The organism is Streptomyces sp. NPDC002817, from assembly GCF_053592055.1.
In genome coordinates this window covers 87,750-103,700 of record NZ_JBSFUY010000022.1, presented here as the reverse complement: position 1 = coordinate 103,700, position 15,951 = coordinate 87,750, and the positions used below count along the sequence as shown (strand labels likewise).

The following is a 15,951-nucleotide window of genomic DNA, read 5'->3' as shown; positions in this document are numbered from 1 at the left end:
ACCGGTCCTCAGACCTCCGAGATCTTCGGCATCTCACCCTCGGTCGTGCCCAGGTCGATCACCGAGAAGCTCGCGCCCTGCGGGTCGCTCAGCGCGGCGAACCGGCCGAAGGGGCTGGACATCGGCCCGAAGCGCAGGATGCCACCGAGCTTGGTGGCCTTGGCGACGGCGTCGTCGCAGTCGGGCACGGCGAAGTAGACGTTGACGTACGACGGGACCTCGGGCGGGAAGTCGTCCGTCATCTTCATGCGGCCGAGGACGGTGTTCTCGCCGATGTCGAAGATACGGAAGTCGACCGCGTGGTCCTCCATCTGCTTCGCGCGGTACGGGAAGACGGCCGTGAGGAAGTCGTCCGTCTTCGCGGGCTCCCGGGTGAAGACCTCCGCCCAGGCGTACGCCCCCGGCTCGCCGATCGCCTCGAAGCCCTCGTGCTGTCCGGCCTGCCAGACGCCGAAGACAGCGCCGCTCGGGTCGCGGGCCAGACACATGGTGCCGAAGTCGCCGACCGCCATGGGCTCCATCAGTACTTCCCCGCCGTTCTCACGGATCTTGCCGGCCGTGGCAGCGGCGTCCGGGCTCGCCAGATAGAGGCACCACTGCGAGGGGCCCTGCTCCTGGCCCGGCATGGGCGGGACGACGGCGGCGACAGCCTTGCCGTCCGAGTACGCCTGGGTGTAGTTGCCGTACTCCGACGACGCCTCGCCGAAGGTCCAGCCGAGGACGTCGCCGTAGAAACTCTTGGCTCCCTCGACGTCACTGAACATCGCATCGGCCCAACAGGGGGTTCCCTCAGGTTGTACGGCCATGACTGCGGCCCTCTCCGGTTTCGGTGGTCGGTCCGTTTCTCACGCTAGTCACCCCGCCGGCGGGTCGCGCGCCGAACGGTTCGGTCCGTTTCGGACGGGAAAGGGGGCCGTCACGGAGAGGGGGACGGTACGACGGGTGGTGCGATGCGGGCGTGGTCCGTGGTGCGGCCGGGGCCCGCGGAAGGCTCCGAGGAGGCATCCCTCCGGTTCGCGTTCGTCGAGAAGCCGATGCCGGTGCCGGCGGACGACGAGCTGCTCGTGCGGGTGACCTCCCGCGGGGTGTGCCGCACCGGTCTGCACGTCGTCGAGGGAGAGCTGCCGGTGCGCCGGGCCGGGGTGACACCGGGGCACGAGGTCGTCGGTGCGGTGGCTCGTGCGACGGGCGGTTTCGCCGTGGGCGACCGGGTGGGCGTCGCCTGGCCGCGCCGGACCGACGGGACCCGCCCCTACTGCCTGCGCGGGGCCGAGAACCTGTGCCCGGCCTCCCGGTACACGGGCTGGGACGCCGACGGCGGATACGCGGAGTACGCGGAGTACGCGACCGTGCCCGCCGCCTTCGCCCACCGGCTGCCGGACGGCCTCGACGACGTCCCCGCCGCACCGCTGCTGTGCGCGGGCATCATCGGCCACCGCGCGCTGCGCCGGGCCGCGCTCCCGCCGGGCGGACGACTCGGGCTGTACGGGTTCGGGGGCAGCGCCCACCTGTGCGCCCGGATCGCGCTCTCCGAGGGTGCCACCGTGCACGTCCTCACCCGCGGGCAGGCGGCACGGCGGCCGGCGCTCGACCTGGGCGCCACCTCCGCGCAGGACGCGTACGCCCCGCCACCCGAGCCTCTGGACAGCGCGATCCTGTTCGCCCCGGTCGGCGTTCTGGTCCCGGTGGCACTGCGCGCCCTCGACCGGGGCGGAACGCCGGCCGTCGCCGGCATCCAGAAACAGGTCCGCAGCGTCACCTCGAACACACCCGAGGACGCCCGGGAGTTCCTGGCGCTCGCCGCCCGCTAGGGCGTGCGGGCGACCACCCACACGTACGCGCTGTCACGGGCCGACCAGGCGCCGCGGGATCTCAAGGTCGGCCGTTTCGACGGGGCGGCCGTGCTGGTGCGGTGAGCCCGGACACCGCCTCGGCCAGGGTGGCGAATGGATTCAGCACCTCCGCCGTGCCGTTCGCGCGCAGCAACCGCAGCTGACCGGTGTCACACAGAAGAGCGAATCCGCACCGCGCCTCGATGACGCGGCGCCGGAAGCGCAGCACCACGTTGAGGCCGGCGGAGTCGATGAAGGAGACCGGGCGCAGGTCGACGACGTAGCCCGGGGCGGTCACCGCCGCCAGGGAGTCGAACCAGAGGCTCAGGTGGGTGGCGGTGGCCAGATCGATGTCGCCGTGCAGTTCGGCGACCAGCAGTCCGGTCTCCGTACGCAGCAGCGCGTGCTCGCCGGCCGGGGGCCAGGAGGCCGAGCCGACGGGCTCCAGGATGGTGTCGTGCAAGCCGTCCGTCCCCGTTCCGTACCTGCCGCGGTTCCGGCACGGGCGCGTGCGGTGACTTCGTCATCCCCGCACCGCAGGCACCCGCGCCGGAACTCCCCCTTGGGCGGCTCCCCCTTGAACCGTGGGCATTTACTGTTCTACCTTCGCCACATGGTCGGGGCATCAACGCCCGCTCGTCGGTTGCACAACGAGCGGACGGCAGTTGGGCCAGGTGATGCGGAATGCGTCCGCACCTCGCCCTGATCGAGGACGACTCCGATTTCGCACTGATGTGCCGTTCCTATCTGGAACGCGCGGGCTTCACCGTCACCTGGGCCATGGACGCCCGCGCCGGCAAGGCCGCCCTGTACGAGGGCGGCGTCGATCTGGCCGTCCTCGACCTGGGCCTTCCCGACGGCAGTGGCCTGGAACTGCTGCGGGCGCTGCGCTCCACGAGCCGCCTCCCGGTCATCGTGGTCACCGGCCGCGGTGCGGAGGCCGACCGGGTGGCGGGACTGGAGATCGGCGCCGACGACTACCTCGTCAAACCGTTCTCGCAGCGCGAGCTGGTGGCCCGGATCCGCGCGGTACTGCGCCGCTCGCAGCCGCCGGAGACTCCGACCGTGCTCCAGATCGGCTCCCTGCGCGTCGACACGGCCGCCCGCCAGGCCTCCTCCGAGGGCTTCCTGCTGACGCTGCGGCCCAAGGAGTACGCCCTGCTGGAGCTGCTGGCCGCCGCGCCCGGCCGGGTCTTCTCGGCGGAACAGCTCCTCGATCGGATCTGGGGCGCCTCCTGGCAGCAGCCCGCGACCGTGATCGAGCACGTCTACCGGCTGCGCGGCAAACTCGCCCGGCTGCCCGCGCCCGCCCCTCGGATCACCACCGTCCGCGGCTACGGCTACCGACTCGACCCCTGAGAGCGACGCATGGCCGACGCCCCGGACTTCCGGCGCCTGTTCGACGCCGTCCTGTCCCCCCTGCTGGTCCTCACCCCCGACTTCACCATCGTCGAGGTCAACCGCGCGTATCTCACGGCCACCCGCACCGAACGCGCCATCGTCGGGCGTCCCGTCTTCGCCGTGTTCCCCGACAACCCCGACGATCCGTCGGCCGACGGCGTCGCCAATCTGCGCCGCTCCCTGGAAGCGGTGGTCGCCACCGGGCGTACCGACACCATGGCGCTCCAGCGCTATGACATCCCCACCGAGGACGGCGGCTTCGCCGAGCGCTACTGGAGTCCGGTGAACTCGCCCGTCCTGGACGCCGAGGGTGAGCTGTCGTACATCATCCACCGGGTCGAGGACGTCACGGAGTTCGTGCATGTGCGCCACGTGGGGCGGGAGCAGCAACGGGTGGCCGCCGAGGCGCAGATGCGCGCCGAGGGCATGGAGATCGACCTGTTCGTACGGGCCCGGGAGATCCGCGAGGTCAACGAGCAGCTCCAGCGCGCCAACGCCGAACTGGACGCGGCGGGGCAGCGGCTGCGGGAGGAGCAGGAGGCCAAGGACCGCTTCATCGCGACGCTCTCCCACGAGCTGCGCAACCCGCTCGCGGCGGCCACCGCGGCCACCGAGCTGCTGGCCCTCGACATGCCCGACGGCCATCCGGCGCTGTCCGTGCTGGAACGGCAGCTGGGCACGCTGGTGCGGATGAGCAACGACCTGCTGGACGGCACGCGAGCGGTGACGGGGCGGCTGGAGCTGGTACGGGAGCGGGTCGACATCCGGTCCGTCGTCGAGGGCGCGTGTGCCGACATCCGCCATCTGTTCGGGCACGAGGGACGCGAGCTCGACGTCGGTGTGCCGGGCGAGCCGGTGATCGTGGACGGCGACCGGCTGCGGCTGGCGCAGGTGCTGACCAACCTGCTGTCCAACGCGCTCAAGTACACCTCACCGGGCGGCCGCACCGAGGTCGCCCTGGGCATCGAGGGCGGCCGGGCCCGGCTCACCGTGCGGGACGACGGGATCGGTTTTCAGCCCGGCCAGGCCGAGGACCTGTTCGGGGTGTTCATGCGGGCGGCTCCGGCCGGGCCCGACACACCGGAGGGGCTGGGGCTGGGCCTCGCGGTCGCCCGCACCGTGGTGGAGCTGCACGGGGGCCGTGTCTCCGCGCACAGCGAAGGGCCGGGCCGGGGCGCCGAGTTCACCGTGGCGCTGCCGATCGCCGACTCCGGCGCGCCCGAACCGGCACGACCGGTGGTGGTCCGTCCGGCCAGGCGGCAGCTGTCCATCCTGATCGTGGAGGACAACGCGGATCTCGCCCTCACCTACCGCACCCTGCTCCAGCGGCAGGGCCACCACGTCACGGCGGTGCACACCGGCACCGACGCGCTCACCGCCACCGAGGGCCGGCTCTTCGACGTCGTTCTCTGCGACCTCGGTCTGCCCGACATCGACGGCTACACGGTCGCCCGCACGATCAGGACCCGGCCGCACGGCGAGCAGCTGCGGCTGATCGCGGTCTCCGGTTTCAGCCAGGGCAGCGACCGCACCGGATCCCGGGCGGCCGGTTTCGACGCGCATCTGGCCAAGCCGTTGCCGTTGAACGACCTCATCGACCTCCTGGAGCGCTTCGACGAGCCATGACCGGCACACGTCTTCCGCCCTGTGCCCCACTGTGCTTGCCTGGGGAGCCGTTTTCGGTGTCCGGGGCGGGAGTTGCTGCATGCGGAAGCCGTGGATCGTGGGGATGCTGCTGACCGGAGTGCTGCTCGGAGCGTGCTCGGACCCGGCGTCCGGGCCCGAGGCGGCCCCGTCGTCCGTCGCGCCTCCGAAGCCGGCCGGCACGACGCAACAGCAGGCCGCCGGCAGTCCCGGTGCCCCGGAGAAGGCTCCGGTGGTGCTGTATCTCGGGGACTCGCTGGCGATGGAGGCCCAGAAGGCGGTCGGGCAGGAGCTCCGCCGGGACCTGCGAGCCGAGTACACGAGCAGGCCGTACTCCGGGACGACGGTGTGCGACTACCTGGAGGGCACCGGCGCCAAGTCCCTCGTACCGGACCGCGACAAGGCGGCCGCCCTGGTGCGCTCGCTGCGGCCGGACTTCGTGGTGCTCCAGTTCTGGGGCAACGCGTGGGGCTACACGTGGTGCATGGACGGCATCACCCACGCCGAGGCGCCGACGACGTACTTCAAGCGGTACCGGGCCGACATGGCCCGCCTGACCGAGCAGATCGCGACGGCCGGCGGCGCCCATCGGCCACGGATCGTGTGGGTGGCACAGGGCCCGGACCCGATCACCCCCGACCGGGTCCGGCGCGTCAACGAGCTCTACACGCGGCAGGCCGCCGCCTCGGGCGACCTCGTCGCCGACGCGGGAGCCAAGGTGAGTGCGGCCGGGGCCCGCTACAGCTGGGTCCAGTACCTGCCGTGCACCGCCTACGAGCGCGAGCACTCCGCGTACTGCACCCAGCCGGGCCGGGACCGGACCGCCCTCCACCTCGACAAGGACTATCTGCACTTCTGTCTGGCGCCCACCACGGCCACGCCGAAGCCCTGCCCGGTCCGCTCCCCCGGCATCCTGCGGATCGCGCGGGAGATCACGCGGGTGATCGGCCGGACACCCGTGGACTGAGCCTCACTCGCCCGCGTAGGCCCTCTCCAGGGCCGCGATGTCGAACTTGCCCATCGCCATGAACGCCTCGGTCACACGGGCCGCCTTCGCCGGGTCCGGGTCGGTGACCATGGTGTCCAGCGTGTCGGGGACGACCTGCCAGGACAGTCCGTACTTGTCCTTGAGCCAGCCGCAGGGGCCGGGCTCGCCGCCCTCGGTGAGCTTGGTCCAGTAGTAGTCGATCTCCTCCTGGTTCTCGCAGAAGATCATGAAGGAGGTCGCCTCGGTGAACGTGAACTGAGGGCCGCCGTTGAGCCCGAGGAACCTGTGGCCGTTGGCCGTGAACTCGACGGTCATCACGGTGCCCGCAGGCTGCATCGCCCCCTCGGGGTAGCGCGCGACCTTGCCGACACTGGAGTTCTTGAAGACCGAGACGTAGAAGTGGGCGGCCTCCTCGGCCTGGCCGTCGAACCAGAGACAGGTGGTGAAACCGTCGGTTGCCATGAGTACCTCCTGGGCGTGCGGATCGCTGTCACCTGTGTCGACCGATCCTCGCCGCGAAACTCATCGCTCGCCTGGCCGGTTAATCCAGGTGGCCCGTACACCGTTCGGAACTAGCATCCCGGTCATGACGTCTTCGCCCGCCGACACCGGCCTTCACACCTTCCGCATCGACATACCGCAGGCCGACCTGGACGACCTGCACGACCGCCTCGACCGGGTCCGGTGGCCCGACGAGCTTCCCGGAGTGGGCTGGGCGTACGGCGTGCCGGAGGGGTATCTGCGCGAGCTGGTGCGCTATTGGCGGCACGAGTACGACTGGCGGGCGGCGGAGGCGCGGCTGAACGAGTGGCCGCAGTTCACGACCGAGATCGACGGCGCCCATGTGCACTTCGCGCACATCCGCTCCCCCGAGCCCGATGCCACGCCACTGATCATCACCCATGGCTGGCCGGGATCGATCGTCGAATTCCTCGACGTCGTCGGCCCGTTGACGGATCCGGCCGCGCACGGCGGCGATCCCGCCGACGCCTTCCATCTCGTGGTGCCGAGCATCCCCGGCTTCGGGTTCTCGGGGCCGACCCGGGAGACCGGCTGGGAGGCGCGCCGGATCGCCGACGCCTGGGTCGAGCTGATGACACGCCTCGGCTACGACCGGTTCGGCGCCCAGGGCGGCGACTGGGGCGCGGGCATCTCCCGCGAGCTGGGCCGTGTCCACCCCGACCGGGTGATCGGCATCCACCTCAATCTGCTGCCCGGCGCGCAGGCGGCCACGGAACCGACCGAGGAGGAGCTTCAGGCGCTGAGCCCCGAGGAGCGGGAGCGGACCCTGCTCTCGTGGCGCAAGTGGGCCGCATGGTTCCGCGACGGAGTGGGCTACTTCCACCTCCAGTCCACCCGGCCGCAGACCCTCTCGTACGCGCTCACCGACTCGCCGGTCGGCCAACTCGCCTGGATCGTCGAGAAGTTCCAGGAGTGGACGGACTCCCAGGAGCTGCCCGAGGAGGCCGTCGACCGGGACCTGATGCTCACCAACGTGATGCTGTACTGGCTGACCGGCACCGCGGGCTCCTCCGCCCGGGTCTACTACGAGCGCGCCCACGCCAAGGGCGACCGGATCGCCGCCCAGCACAAGCCCTCGACCGCCCCGACCGCGGTGGCCTCCTTCCCCGGCGACCCGCAGATCCCGCTGCGCCACAAGGCCGAGCGCACCGAGAACATCGTGCGCTGGACCGAGCTCGACCGGGGTGGCCACTTCGCCGCGATGGAGGAGCCTGACCTGCTGGTGGACGACGTACGGGCCTTCTTCCGGCAGCTGCGCGAGAAGGGCTGAGACCTGCGGTGAAAGCGACGCTCTGCCCTCGGCGAATCTGCCGCGGGCAGAGAACGGGCTGAAGGGTGTCGCCCGAGGTCAAGAGTGGAGTCGACGGCATCCCCGCCACCACGAGGAGAACCGATGACTCCACTCACCACGCTCGCCCCGCGGGCGGAGGAGGGCGACACCGCGCCCTCCCGCTTCGACGACCAGTTGGCCGCCCAACTGCTCGGCCGGCGGATCGTCCTGCTCGGCACCCAGGTCGACGAGGTCTCCGCGAACCGGGTCTGCTCCCAACTGCTGATCCTGTCCGCGGAGGACCCGCGCACCGACATCAGCCTGTACATCAACAGCCCGGGCGGCTCGGTGTACGCGGGACTCGCCATCTACGACACGATGCGGCTCATCCCCAACGACGTGTCGACGCTCGCCATGGGTTTCGCGGCGAGCATGGGCCAGTTCCTGCTCTGCGGTGGCGCGCCCGGCAAGCGGTACGCCCTGCCGAACGCGCGGATCATGATGCACCAGGGGTCGGCGGGCATCGGCGGGACCACCGCCGACATCGAGATCCAGGCGGAGAACCTGGACCACAGCAAACGGACCATGGAGCGGCTGCTCGCCGAGAACACCGGCCAGACGCCGGAGACCATCGCCCGGGACGGCGACCGCGACCGCTGGTACACGGCCGAGCAGGCCAGGCAGTACGGAATGGTGGACCAGGTCGTGGAGTCGCTCGCCGACGTCCGCCCGGCCGCCTCGAAGCGACGGATGGGGCTGTGACATGGGGAACTACACGATTCCGTACGTCGTCGAGCGGACCGCGAACGGTGAGAGGTCCTCGGACGTCTTCAGCCGGTTGCTGTCGGAGCGGATCATCTTCCTCGGCACCGAGATCGACGACGGCGTGGCCAACGTCATCATCGCGCAACTCCTCCATCTGGAGTCTTCGGCACCGGACAACGAGATCGCGATCTACATCAACTCCCCCGGCGGCTCGTTCACTTCGCTCATGGCGATCTACGACACGATGACGTACGTGCAGGCGCCCATCTCGACGTTCTGCGTCGGACAGGCGGCCTCCACGGCGGCCGTGCTGCTGGCCGGAGGGGATCCCGGGCGGCGGTTCGTGCTGGAGCACGCGCGTGTGCTGCTCGGCCAGCCGGCCAGCGGCGGCAGCCGGGGCGCGATCTCCGATCTCGCCCTCCAGGCCAAGGAGATGATGCGGATCCGCTCCCAGGTCGAGGAGGTACTGGCCCGTCACACCGACCACGACGTGGAGACGCTGCGCGCGGACATGGACCGCGACAAGGTGTTCACCGCCGAGGAGGCGGTGGCGTACGGGCTGGCCGACGAGGTGGTGAGCCGGCGCCTCGTGGGGGTGTGAGGCGCCGGCTTCCGCTCAGGCGGCCAGGCAGAGTCCGTCATACGACGAACCGGGCGCCGCCCTGCGACTGCCGACCGAGTGCCGGCTGGTGATCCGGACGAGCTCGCCCTGGGCCCGTCCGAGCAGGTCGCCGAGACCCAGTCCGAGGGCGTGGGCGGCGGCCGCGAGAACCTCCGAAGAGGCCTCCTTGCGGCCCCGCTCCACCTCGGAGAGGTACGGCATCGAGATGCGCGCCTCGTCGGCCACGTCCTTCAACGTGCGTTCCTGGGCGAGCCGTTCACGGCGCAGGACATCGCCGACCAGATCCCGCAGCAAAGGCTCCTTGGCAGGCGGTGCGGCGGCAGGGCGGGCGGTCCCCGGGCGCAGGGGGATGACGCGGGCTTGGTTCGTCGCTTCTTCGCTCACCTCTTCAGCCTAGAAGCCGTGGACCACAGCGGAAGGGATCAGCATTCCGCTCTGGGTGGAATCACCGCAGACGCTCGGCACGGGCCGGCCCACCCTTGTTGAGCGTGTGACGTCGGTCATGGCCGCGAGCGGCCGTCGCATGCCACACGGCCCGTCGCCCCTCTTCTTGCCGGTTCCGGACACACCACGGGCATGCGTCGTCACTCAGCGGGTAGGCGCAAAGAAGACTGCCCACGGGCAACCCGCTGGTCAGCGGCGGACATATGCATAGGTCGTCGCTATGCGGGTACCCGAGGGACCGCGAAGCACAGTTTCGGAAAACAACCGAGGCTGAAGAGGCTGATGTCAAGCCATGACTTGCGTGGGAGAGGTACATGGACACCGCCGTGATCCGGTCGGAGGCACAGGTCGTGGAGAAGACCGCCGGGACCAGCACGGGTGAGACATCACTGCCAGGAGTCGTGGACCCCCGGAGCGTGGCTCCGCGTGACGCGCGGCAGCTGTCGCGCCAGTTCTTCCAGCGCCTCACCGAGGTCGAGGAAGGCACGCACGAATACCAGTACGCGCGCAACACGCTCATCGAGATGAACATGTCCCTCGTACGCTTCGCCGCCGGCCGGTTCCGCGGCCGTGGCGACGACATGGAGGACATCGTCCAGACCGGCATGATCGGCCTGATCAAGGCCATCGACCGGTTCGATCTGACGCGGGAGGTCGAGTTCACCTCCTTCGCGCTGCCGTACATCGTCGGCGAGATCAAGCGGTTCTTCCGTGACACCACCTGGGCGGTGCACGTGCCGCGCAGGCTCCAGGAGCTGCGGGTCGAGCTGGCCAAGGCACGTGAGGAGCTGGCCAGCAGGCTGGACCGGGAGCCGACGGTGGCCGAGCTCGCCACCCTGATGAACATCGGCGAGTCCGAGGTGATCGAGGCGCAGATCGCCGCGAACGGCTACAACTCCTCGTCGCTCGACGCCGCGCTCACCGGCGACGGGCCCGAGAACGGCGAGTCGGTCCTGGCCGACTTCATCGGCGTGGAGGAGGACGGACTGCGCCTGGTCGAGGACTTCCAGTCGCTCGCCCCGCTGATGGCCGAACTCAGTGAGCGCGACCGGCAGATCCTTCATCTGCGGTTCGTGGAGGAAGCCACCCAGGCGGAGATCGGTGAACAGCTGGGCTGCTCACAAATGCATGTGTCCCGGCTGATCAAGCGGATCATCACCCGGTTGCGCACCGGCATGCTGGGCGAGCTGGGCTGCGCCTGAGACAAGACGAGAGGTGACCGCCGGAGGTGACTTCGGCGGTCATTCCGTCTCGAGTCGCAGGACGGCGCTCACTCTCTTCCCGACCGGCACCCGTTCCGCGCTGACCTCGGCCGCCAGCGCGTGCACGATCTCCAGACCGTGCCGGCCGACCCGCTCGGGGTCCTTGGGGAAGCGCAGGGGCAGTGCCGCGCTGCTGTCGTAGACGGACACGGTGACGACCACGTCCGTGCCCTCCAGGTCGAGGATGTACGGCCCGTTGCTGTGCCGGTCCGCGTTGGTGACCAGTTCGCTCACCACCAGAAGCACCTCGCCGTCGGCCCGGTCGCCGATCTCGGCGCACCACTCGGTCCTGAGCTGCTCGAGGAAGTGCGCGGCGAAGTTGCGGGCCTCGGCGATGCATCCCGGTTCGCCGGTGTAGTGGGCCGCCCGCCGTAGTGGATCCACGGGCACGTCGAAACCAGTCGGTATCACTGCCCCGTCCAGGTGCTCGATCATGCGTTTCTCTCTCGGAAGCCGGACTGGCCGGACGCCTGCTGCACCAGTGCTCGTACCCCGAGTGCGGCTCCGCAGTCCCCAAATCGGGTCGTGTCGGTCACATGGCCGGTGACGTCACCGCGGACCCGGGGCACTGTACGTGGACGCCGATTCTGTCGGAGTGTCGAGTGCCAGTGGGGGCTGAGGCGCGGAGGTGTCCGTGGACGGCTCCTCCTCTTCGGTCGTCCCGGAGTCCGACGCGGGCGGCTCGGAGCTCGGGGACGACGAGGACGGGTCGGTCGACGTGGGCGGGCACGGTGTCGCTGTCGCCGGGTCGCCGGGAGTCTCCGTGGGCGTTCCGGAGGGTGTGCCGGAAGGGGTGCCGGTGGCGGTGGTGAGGCACGGCTCCGGGGAGGAGGGCGAGGTGGACGGCGAGGTCGGCGTCGTGGGCGCGGTCGGTGTGATCACACTCGCGGACGGGGAGAGCGGGTTCACCGGCGGCTCGGTCGGCTTGTCCTTGTGGGCACTGTCGCCGCGGTGGCGGGCGACCCAGTCGTCGGAGTCGTGGTCGTAGATCACGAAGATGTTGATGACGGTCACCGAGGGCGCGACCACCACGACGTTCGAGGGCCGGTAGGACGACCATGTGTCGCCGGTCCGCTTCGGGGTGCTCTGCTGGGCGACCGGCGGGGTCAGGGGGTTGCCGCACGCGCAGCGCACCCGGGGTACCCCGCGGTCGTCGACGAGGACGGCGGTGCCGGACTGGAGGACGGCCTGGTAGCCGGTGGCGTGTCCGTCCCGGTAGCCGTGGTTGGTGACGCGGGTGTCCATGCGCAGCTGGACCGGGGTGAGCGAGCGCAGATAGGCGGGGACGCCGGACGGCTGGACCCCGGCGACCGAGGCGAAGGCCCGGTTGACCGGCGGGTCCGCCTGGAGGGCCTTGATCTGGCGCTCCACGTCGCAGCTCGCGACGTTGCGGGTGCCGCCGTAGAGACCGGGGGCGCTGCCGTCGACGCCGCGTACCGCGTTCGGGGAGGCCGACTCGGTGGCCGGGGAGGCGGAGGCGGGCGCGGCCGAGCTGTCTGTCGCCGTCGACTCGGTGAAGGGGTCGGGTCCGCTCTTGCCGGCGGCCTGGAGGAAGACCTCGCCGTTCCCGCTCTTGCCGGAGCCGCCGTCGGGGCGGGTGAGGACAAGGCCCAGGACCACGGCGGCCGCGACCGCGCCGGCGAGCAGGGCGATACGGGGCACGGAACGCCACCAGGGGCGGTGCGGTTCCGGCGAGGACGCTCCCCCGCTGCTGCCCGGGGGCTGTGAGGGCGGCCCCGAAGGCGGCTGGGAGGGGCCCGACAGCGGACCGGAGGGCGGTCCTGTGGGCCGGCCGGAGGACGGCGGTTCGACGCTCACGAGCCCTTCTTCCCGACGTGGAACTTCTGCGGCTTTTATGCCTTTACCACGCTTTTATCCACGACTTTTACATTGTGTGCTCCGGTGCCCTGCCGCTCGCAAGCCGACGCGGACGGCCCTCTCGGCGGGCGGGGCCCGCGGGCCCTGCTTAGCGTGGCAGGGTGAGCCCGCGAACCCGCTCCGACCAGGCCATTGCCCCGCACGGCTGGGTGCAGGCCCTCCTCACGGTCCTGTCCGGACTGATCGCCATGGGCGTCGCCGCGACCCTGGGACTGTGGGCGGCCGGGGCGACGGACCTGCCCGACGGAGCGTTCCCCCGGGTCGTGGCGGCGACGGTGGTCACCGCGGTCGGCGGCACGATCGAGCTCTCCGGGAACGCCGGTGGACTGGCCGACACCCAGGCGGGCCTCACCGTGATCCCGCTGTCCGTCACGCTCGTCGGGGCGCTGGTGATCGCCGCGGGCTTCCTGCGGCCGCTGCGGCACCGGGCGGTCGCGGGCGCAGGGGAACTGGCCGGCTGGGCCGCCAGGGTCGCCGTGCTGTGGCTGCTCGCGCTCCTCGGCCTGGCCCTCGGCGCCCGGCAGACCTTCCAGCTGTCCCTCGGCGACGGCACGCTCTCCGACCTGGGCGACGTGTTCGGTGTCTCGCCGAAGGTCGGCTTCGAGACGGACGTGCCGCCGACACTGTTCTCCGGTCTGCTGTGGCTGGCCGGTGTCCTGGTGCTGGCCCTGCTGGTCTCGCGCGGCGCGCCGCTCCCGGCCCGGCTGCTGCGCTTCCAGGCGACGGTACGGCCGGCGGCGTACGCGATGGTGGTCCTGCTCCTGGCCTACGTGGCCCTGGGCATCGTCATCGCCGTCGTCGTGGCGGTCACGCGCGGGCAGGCGGCGGCGACCCTCGCCGTGATCCTGCTCGGCATGCCGAACCTGGTGTGGCTGACGCTCACGATCGGCCTGGGCGCCACCTGGAACGGCCGGGTGGAGGGCCCCTTCGGGCTGCCGATGCCGCATGTCCTCGACGAGGTGCTGCGCGGTTCGGACACCGCCACACTGAATCTGCGCACGCTGGCCGAGTACGACGGCCGGGTGTGGTGGCTCGTCGCCGTGGACGCGGTCCTGCTGCTGGCCGCCGCCTTCCTCATGGCGGCGCGCTCCCCGGCCCGGATGCGCGCCTGGCAGCACGCCCTGCACATGGCGGTCGCGCTCGCGCTCACGGTGCTGATGATCTGCCTCGTCGGCCGGATCTCCGCGCGCTACGGCCTGTCCGTCCTCGGCATCGGCGACCTGGGCGGCGATCTCAACGGGGAGCTCCTGCTCGAGCCCGAACTGTGGACCGCCGTCGGTCTCGCCGCACTGTGGGGGCTCGTCACCGGCTTCCTGGGCGCGCTCCTCGCCCGTCCGGTGCGGCGGACCGGCGAGGCGAAAACGGCTGGGCCCGCCGACGCCGGGCATGGCAGTGTGCGGCCATGACACTGCCGCTCGAAGACCGCCTGGCCATCACCGAGTTGATCTCCCTGCACGGCCATCTGGTCGACGACGGGCAACTCGACCGCTTCGAGGAGGTGTTCACCTCCGACGTCGTCTACGACCTCTCCGACTACGGACAGGGCGAGGTCACCGGCGTCCCCGCGCTGCGGGAGGCCGCGCTGGCCCTCGGCTCAGGGAATCCCGTCGCGCACCACGTCACCAACGTGGTGATCGGCGAGGCGCCGGACGGCCGAGTGCTCGTCCGGTCCAAGGGGTTGGGCATCATGACCGACGGCTCGTGCGGGTCGGTGACGTACGACGACACGGTCGTCCGTGTCGGCACCGGCTGGCGGGTGTCGCACCGCAAGGTGTCGCCGCGGCGGGTGCCGCTGAGCGGAACTAGCCGCCCCTGAACACCGGTTGAGCCCACGGCGGCGGCCGCTTCGGCCGCTCCTGCGACGTCTCCACGACCTTCAGGTCGACCTCTGTCGGCGCGTGCGCGCCGAAACGGTCACCGGTCGTGGCCGCGCGCAGGGCCGCGACGAAGGCGAGGCAGGTGTCGTAGCGGGCGTCGGGGCTCTTGGCGAGGCCACGCGCGAGCACGGCGTCGACGTCCGGGGCGAGGTCGGGGCGGGACTCCGTCAGCGGGGGCGGATCGTCGTACTGATGGGCCCACAACAGGGCCATGTCGTCGTCGCGACGGAAGGGCGGGCGGCCGGCGAGGGATTCGTAGACGACGCAGGCGAAGCCGTACACGTCGCAGCGCCCGTCGACCGGCTTGCCGGAGATCTGTTCCGGCGCCACGTAGTCCAGGGTGCCCACGAACTGGCCGACCGTCGTGAAGCCGGTCAGGGAGAGCGACTTCTTGGTCAGGCCGAAGTCGGTGAGGTAGGCGTGTTCGGGGTGGTCGCTGTCGGTGCCGCGGGCGACCAGGATGTTCCCGGGTTTCACGTCCCGGTGGACGAGCCCGTGCTCGTGGGCGGCGTCCAGCGCCGAGGCGACCTGGGCGGCGATGCGCAGGGCGACGGCGGGCGCCAACGGGCCCTGGCGGTCCAGGAGATGACGCAGGTCGCTGCCGTCGACGTAGCGCATCGCGATGTACAGGACGCCGTCCGTCTCGCCCGCCTCGAAGACGGGCACGATGTGCGGGTGGTCGATCGCGGCGGCGGCCCGGGACTCGTGGGTGAAGCGCCGGCGGAAGGTGTCGTTGCGGGCGAGTTCGGGGGCGAGGAGCTTGAGCGCCACCGTGCGGTCCAGCCGCAGGTCGCGGGCACGGTAGACGACGGCCATGCCGCCGCGGCCGATCTCGCGCTCGATGCGGTAACCGGCGACCTGCCGGCCGATCAGCTCGGAGGGCCGGCCGGAGAAGAGGCTCGTGTCACGGGCCATCGGGCGTCACGACCTGGGTGGGGGCGTGGTCCTCGACGGCGGCACGGGGTGCCTCGTCGGTCGCGAAGGTGCTCAGACGGATGCCGTCGGCGTACACCCAGCGGCCGTGCTGGGTGTCGTAGAGCCATACGGACTCGCCGTCGACCACGACTCCGACGCGTCGGCCGCGGGTACGCGCCCGGAAGGCCTCGCCGTCGAGGCCGCCCGAGGCGAGCTCCTCGACCGCGGCCCGGTAGTCGCCCAGGGTCTGCTCGGCGCGGGCCAGCAGAGGGCGCGGGTCGGCGGTACGGGCGAGCGGGCCGTCCGCGGCGGGCGGATCCGGGGGGACGGCGACCAGGAAGCGGCCGTCAACCCAGGCCGACCAGCCGTTGGCACACAGGACGTGTCCCCAGTCGCCGCGCCGCTCCACCAGTTGGACCGGTAGCAGCGGGTCGAGGGGGACGGTGGGCCGGGCGGGGTCGGGGGCCTCCCAGGCGGGCATGCCGTGCTGGGGGACGACGTGGGTGGGCCGGAAGCCGGGGGTCGCCATCG

Annotated in this window: 18 protein-coding genes; 10 read left to right on the top strand and 8 right to left on the bottom strand. The window is 71.2% G+C overall.

What is annotated here, in order from left to right; translation table 11 throughout:
- Nucleotides 1-8 precede the first annotated feature (8 nt).
- Complete coding sequence (locus ACWD3I_RS32900) at nucleotides 9-806, bottom strand: VOC family protein (RefSeq protein ID WP_365395860.1); 798 nt, start codon at nucleotides 804-806, stop codon at nucleotides 9-11.
- 144 nt (nucleotides 807-950) lie between these two features.
- Between ACWD3I_RS32900 and ACWD3I_RS32895 the strand changes: the two genes are divergently transcribed.
- Complete coding sequence (locus tag ACWD3I_RS32895) at nucleotides 951-1,811, top strand: zinc-binding alcohol dehydrogenase family protein (protein ID WP_365395862.1); 861 nt, start codon at nucleotides 951-953, stop codon at nucleotides 1,809-1,811.
- A 61-nt stretch (nucleotides 1,812-1,872) separates the two neighbouring features.
- Here the strand turns inward: ACWD3I_RS32895 and ACWD3I_RS32890 are convergent, their stop codons facing one another.
- Nucleotides 1,873-2,295, bottom strand: a complete 423-nt coding sequence (locus tag ACWD3I_RS32890) for an STAS domain-containing protein (RefSeq protein WP_365395865.1) — start codon at nucleotides 2,293-2,295, stop codon at nucleotides 1,873-1,875.
- 221 nt (nucleotides 2,296-2,516) lie between these two features.
- Here ACWD3I_RS32890 and ACWD3I_RS32885 point away from each other — a divergent pair, with 221 nt between their 5' ends.
- The 3 genes from ACWD3I_RS32885 to ACWD3I_RS32875 all read left to right on the top strand — a co-directional run bounded on the left by ACWD3I_RS32885 (nucleotide 2,517) and on the right by ACWD3I_RS32875 (nucleotide 5,844).
- Nucleotides 2,517-3,191, top strand: a complete 675-nt coding sequence (locus ACWD3I_RS32885; protein WP_365395868.1) for a response regulator transcription factor — start codon at nucleotides 2,517-2,519, stop codon at nucleotides 3,189-3,191.
- Nucleotides 3,192-3,200: 9 nt separating this feature from the next.
- Nucleotides 3,201-4,859 carry an ATP-binding protein gene (locus ACWD3I_RS32880; RefSeq protein ID WP_365395871.1) on the top strand — a complete coding sequence of 553 codons (1,659 nt, stop codon included), beginning with the start codon at nucleotides 3,201-3,203 and terminating at the stop codon, nucleotides 4,857-4,859.
- 79 nt (nucleotides 4,860-4,938) lie between these two features.
- The gene (locus ACWD3I_RS32875) at nucleotides 4,939-5,844 is read left to right on the top strand and encodes an SGNH/GDSL hydrolase family protein (RefSeq protein WP_365395874.1); all 906 of its coding nucleotides are present in this window, start codon (nucleotides 4,939-4,941) and stop codon (nucleotides 5,842-5,844) included.
- 3 nt (nucleotides 5,845-5,847) lie between these two features.
- On the opposite strand, the gene ACWD3I_RS32870 is transcribed toward ACWD3I_RS32875, so the two are convergent.
- Nucleotides 5,848-6,327, bottom strand: a complete 480-nt coding sequence (locus ACWD3I_RS32870) for a VOC family protein (protein WP_365395877.1) — start codon at nucleotides 6,325-6,327, stop codon at nucleotides 5,848-5,850.
- 124 nt (nucleotides 6,328-6,451) lie between these two features.
- On the opposite strand from ACWD3I_RS32870, the gene ACWD3I_RS32865 reads away from it, so the two are divergent.
- The 3 genes from ACWD3I_RS32865 to ACWD3I_RS32855 all read left to right on the top strand — a co-directional run bounded on the left by ACWD3I_RS32865 (nucleotide 6,452) and on the right by ACWD3I_RS32855 (nucleotide 9,023).
- Complete coding sequence (locus ACWD3I_RS32865; RefSeq protein ID WP_365395880.1) at nucleotides 6,452-7,657, top strand: epoxide hydrolase family protein; 1,206 nt, start codon at nucleotides 6,452-6,454, stop codon at nucleotides 7,655-7,657.
- Between the two features lie 123 nt (nucleotides 7,658-7,780).
- The gene (locus tag ACWD3I_RS32860) at nucleotides 7,781-8,419 is read left to right on the top strand and encodes a ClpP family protease (RefSeq protein ID WP_365395883.1); all 639 of its coding nucleotides are present in this window, start codon (nucleotides 7,781-7,783) and stop codon (nucleotides 8,417-8,419) included.
- Between the two features lies 1 nt (nucleotide 8,420).
- Entirely contained in the window at nucleotides 8,421-9,023 is a 603-nt protein-coding gene (locus ACWD3I_RS32855; protein ID WP_365395886.1) for a ClpP family protease, read from the top strand.
- Nucleotides 9,024-9,038: 15 nt separating this feature from the next.
- Here the strand turns inward: ACWD3I_RS32855 and ACWD3I_RS32850 are convergent, their stop codons facing one another.
- The gene (locus ACWD3I_RS32850) at nucleotides 9,039-9,428 is read right to left on the bottom strand and encodes a helix-turn-helix domain-containing protein (RefSeq protein WP_365395889.1); all 390 of its coding nucleotides are present in this window, start codon (nucleotides 9,426-9,428) and stop codon (nucleotides 9,039-9,041) included.
- 374 nt (nucleotides 9,429-9,802) lie between these two features.
- Here ACWD3I_RS32850 and ACWD3I_RS32845 point away from each other — a divergent pair, with 374 nt between their 5' ends.
- A complete protein-coding gene (locus ACWD3I_RS32845) occupies nucleotides 9,803-10,690 on the top strand; it encodes an RNA polymerase sigma factor SigF (RefSeq protein ID WP_365395892.1) in 888 nt (295 codons plus the stop codon).
- A gap of 39 nt (nucleotides 10,691-10,729) precedes the next feature.
- Here the strand turns inward: ACWD3I_RS32845 and ACWD3I_RS32840 are convergent, their stop codons facing one another.
- Together ACWD3I_RS32840 and ACWD3I_RS32835 are read right to left on the bottom strand one after the other, a co-directional pair.
- Complete coding sequence (locus ACWD3I_RS32840; protein WP_365395895.1) at nucleotides 10,730-11,185, bottom strand: ATP-binding protein; 456 nt, start codon at nucleotides 11,183-11,185, stop codon at nucleotides 10,730-10,732.
- 114 nt (nucleotides 11,186-11,299) lie between these two features.
- Nucleotides 11,300-12,568: a DUF6777 domain-containing protein gene (locus ACWD3I_RS32835; RefSeq protein WP_365395898.1), complete on the bottom strand. Its 1,269-nt coding sequence runs from the start codon at nucleotides 12,566-12,568 to the stop codon at nucleotides 11,300-11,302.
- Between the two features lie 161 nt (nucleotides 12,569-12,729).
- Here ACWD3I_RS32835 and ACWD3I_RS32830 point away from each other — a divergent pair, with 161 nt between their 5' ends.
- Nucleotides 12,730-14,034, top strand: a complete 1,305-nt coding sequence (locus ACWD3I_RS32830; RefSeq protein ID WP_365395901.1) for a streptophobe family protein — start codon at nucleotides 12,730-12,732, stop codon at nucleotides 14,032-14,034.
- Nucleotides 14,031-14,444, top strand: a complete 414-nt coding sequence (locus ACWD3I_RS32825; protein ID WP_365395904.1) for a nuclear transport factor 2 family protein — start codon at nucleotides 14,031-14,033, stop codon at nucleotides 14,442-14,444. The genes ACWD3I_RS32830 and ACWD3I_RS32825 overlap by 4 nt, the downstream gene beginning before the upstream one ends.
- On the opposite strand, the gene ACWD3I_RS32820 is transcribed toward ACWD3I_RS32825, so the two are convergent.
- Nucleotides 14,431-15,420, bottom strand: coding sequence for a serine/threonine-protein kinase (locus tag ACWD3I_RS32820; RefSeq protein ID WP_365395907.1), 990 nt, complete (start codon nucleotides 15,418-15,420; stop codon nucleotides 14,431-14,433). The genes ACWD3I_RS32825 and ACWD3I_RS32820 overlap by 14 nt on opposite strands.
- On the bottom strand, nucleotides 15,410-15,949 hold the full coding sequence (locus ACWD3I_RS32815) for a hypothetical protein (protein WP_365395910.1): 540 nt from the start codon (nucleotides 15,947-15,949) through the stop codon (nucleotides 15,410-15,412). Before ACWD3I_RS32815 ends, ACWD3I_RS32820 begins: the two co-directional genes overlap by 11 nt.
- Nucleotides 15,950-15,951 lie beyond the last annotated feature (2 nt).

Coding starts and splice junctions, on each gene's coding strand:
- ACWD3I_RS32900 (WP_365395860.1), bottom strand. CDS start 806: ATGGCCGTACAACCTGAGGGAACCCCCTGTTGGGCCGATGCGATGTTC.
- ACWD3I_RS32895 (WP_365395862.1), top strand. CDS start 951: ATGCGGGCGTGGTCCGTGGTGCGGCCGGGGCCCGCGGAAGGCTCCGAG.
- ACWD3I_RS32885 (WP_365395868.1), top strand. CDS start 2,517: ATGCGTCCGCACCTCGCCCTGATCGAGGACGACTCCGATTTCGCACTG.
- ACWD3I_RS32880 (WP_365395871.1), top strand. CDS start 3,201: ATGGCCGACGCCCCGGACTTCCGGCGCCTGTTCGACGCCGTCCTGTCC.
- ACWD3I_RS32875 (WP_365395874.1), top strand. CDS start 4,939: ATGCGGAAGCCGTGGATCGTGGGGATGCTGCTGACCGGAGTGCTGCTC.
- ACWD3I_RS32870 (WP_365395877.1), bottom strand. CDS start 6,327: ATGGCAACCGACGGTTTCACCACCTGTCTCTGGTTCGACGGCCAGGCC.
- ACWD3I_RS32865 (WP_365395880.1), top strand. CDS start 6,452: ATGACGTCTTCGCCCGCCGACACCGGCCTTCACACCTTCCGCATCGAC.
- ACWD3I_RS32860 (WP_365395883.1), top strand. CDS start 7,781: ATGACTCCACTCACCACGCTCGCCCCGCGGGCGGAGGAGGGCGACACC.
- ACWD3I_RS32855 (WP_365395886.1), top strand. CDS start 8,421: ATGGGGAACTACACGATTCCGTACGTCGTCGAGCGGACCGCGAACGGT.
- ACWD3I_RS32845 (WP_365395892.1), top strand. CDS start 9,803: ATGGACACCGCCGTGATCCGGTCGGAGGCACAGGTCGTGGAGAAGACC.
- ACWD3I_RS32840 (WP_365395895.1), bottom strand. CDS start 11,185: ATGATCGAGCACCTGGACGGGGCAGTGATACCGACTGGTTTCGACGTG.
- ACWD3I_RS32825 (WP_365395904.1), top strand. CDS start 14,031: ATGACACTGCCGCTCGAAGACCGCCTGGCCATCACCGAGTTGATCTCC.
- ACWD3I_RS32820 (WP_365395907.1), bottom strand. CDS start 15,420: ATGGCCCGTGACACGAGCCTCTTCTCCGGCCGGCCCTCCGAGCTGATC.
- ACWD3I_RS32815 (WP_365395910.1), bottom strand. CDS start 15,949: ATGGCGACCCCCGGCTTCCGGCCCACCCACGTCGTCCCCCAGCACGGC.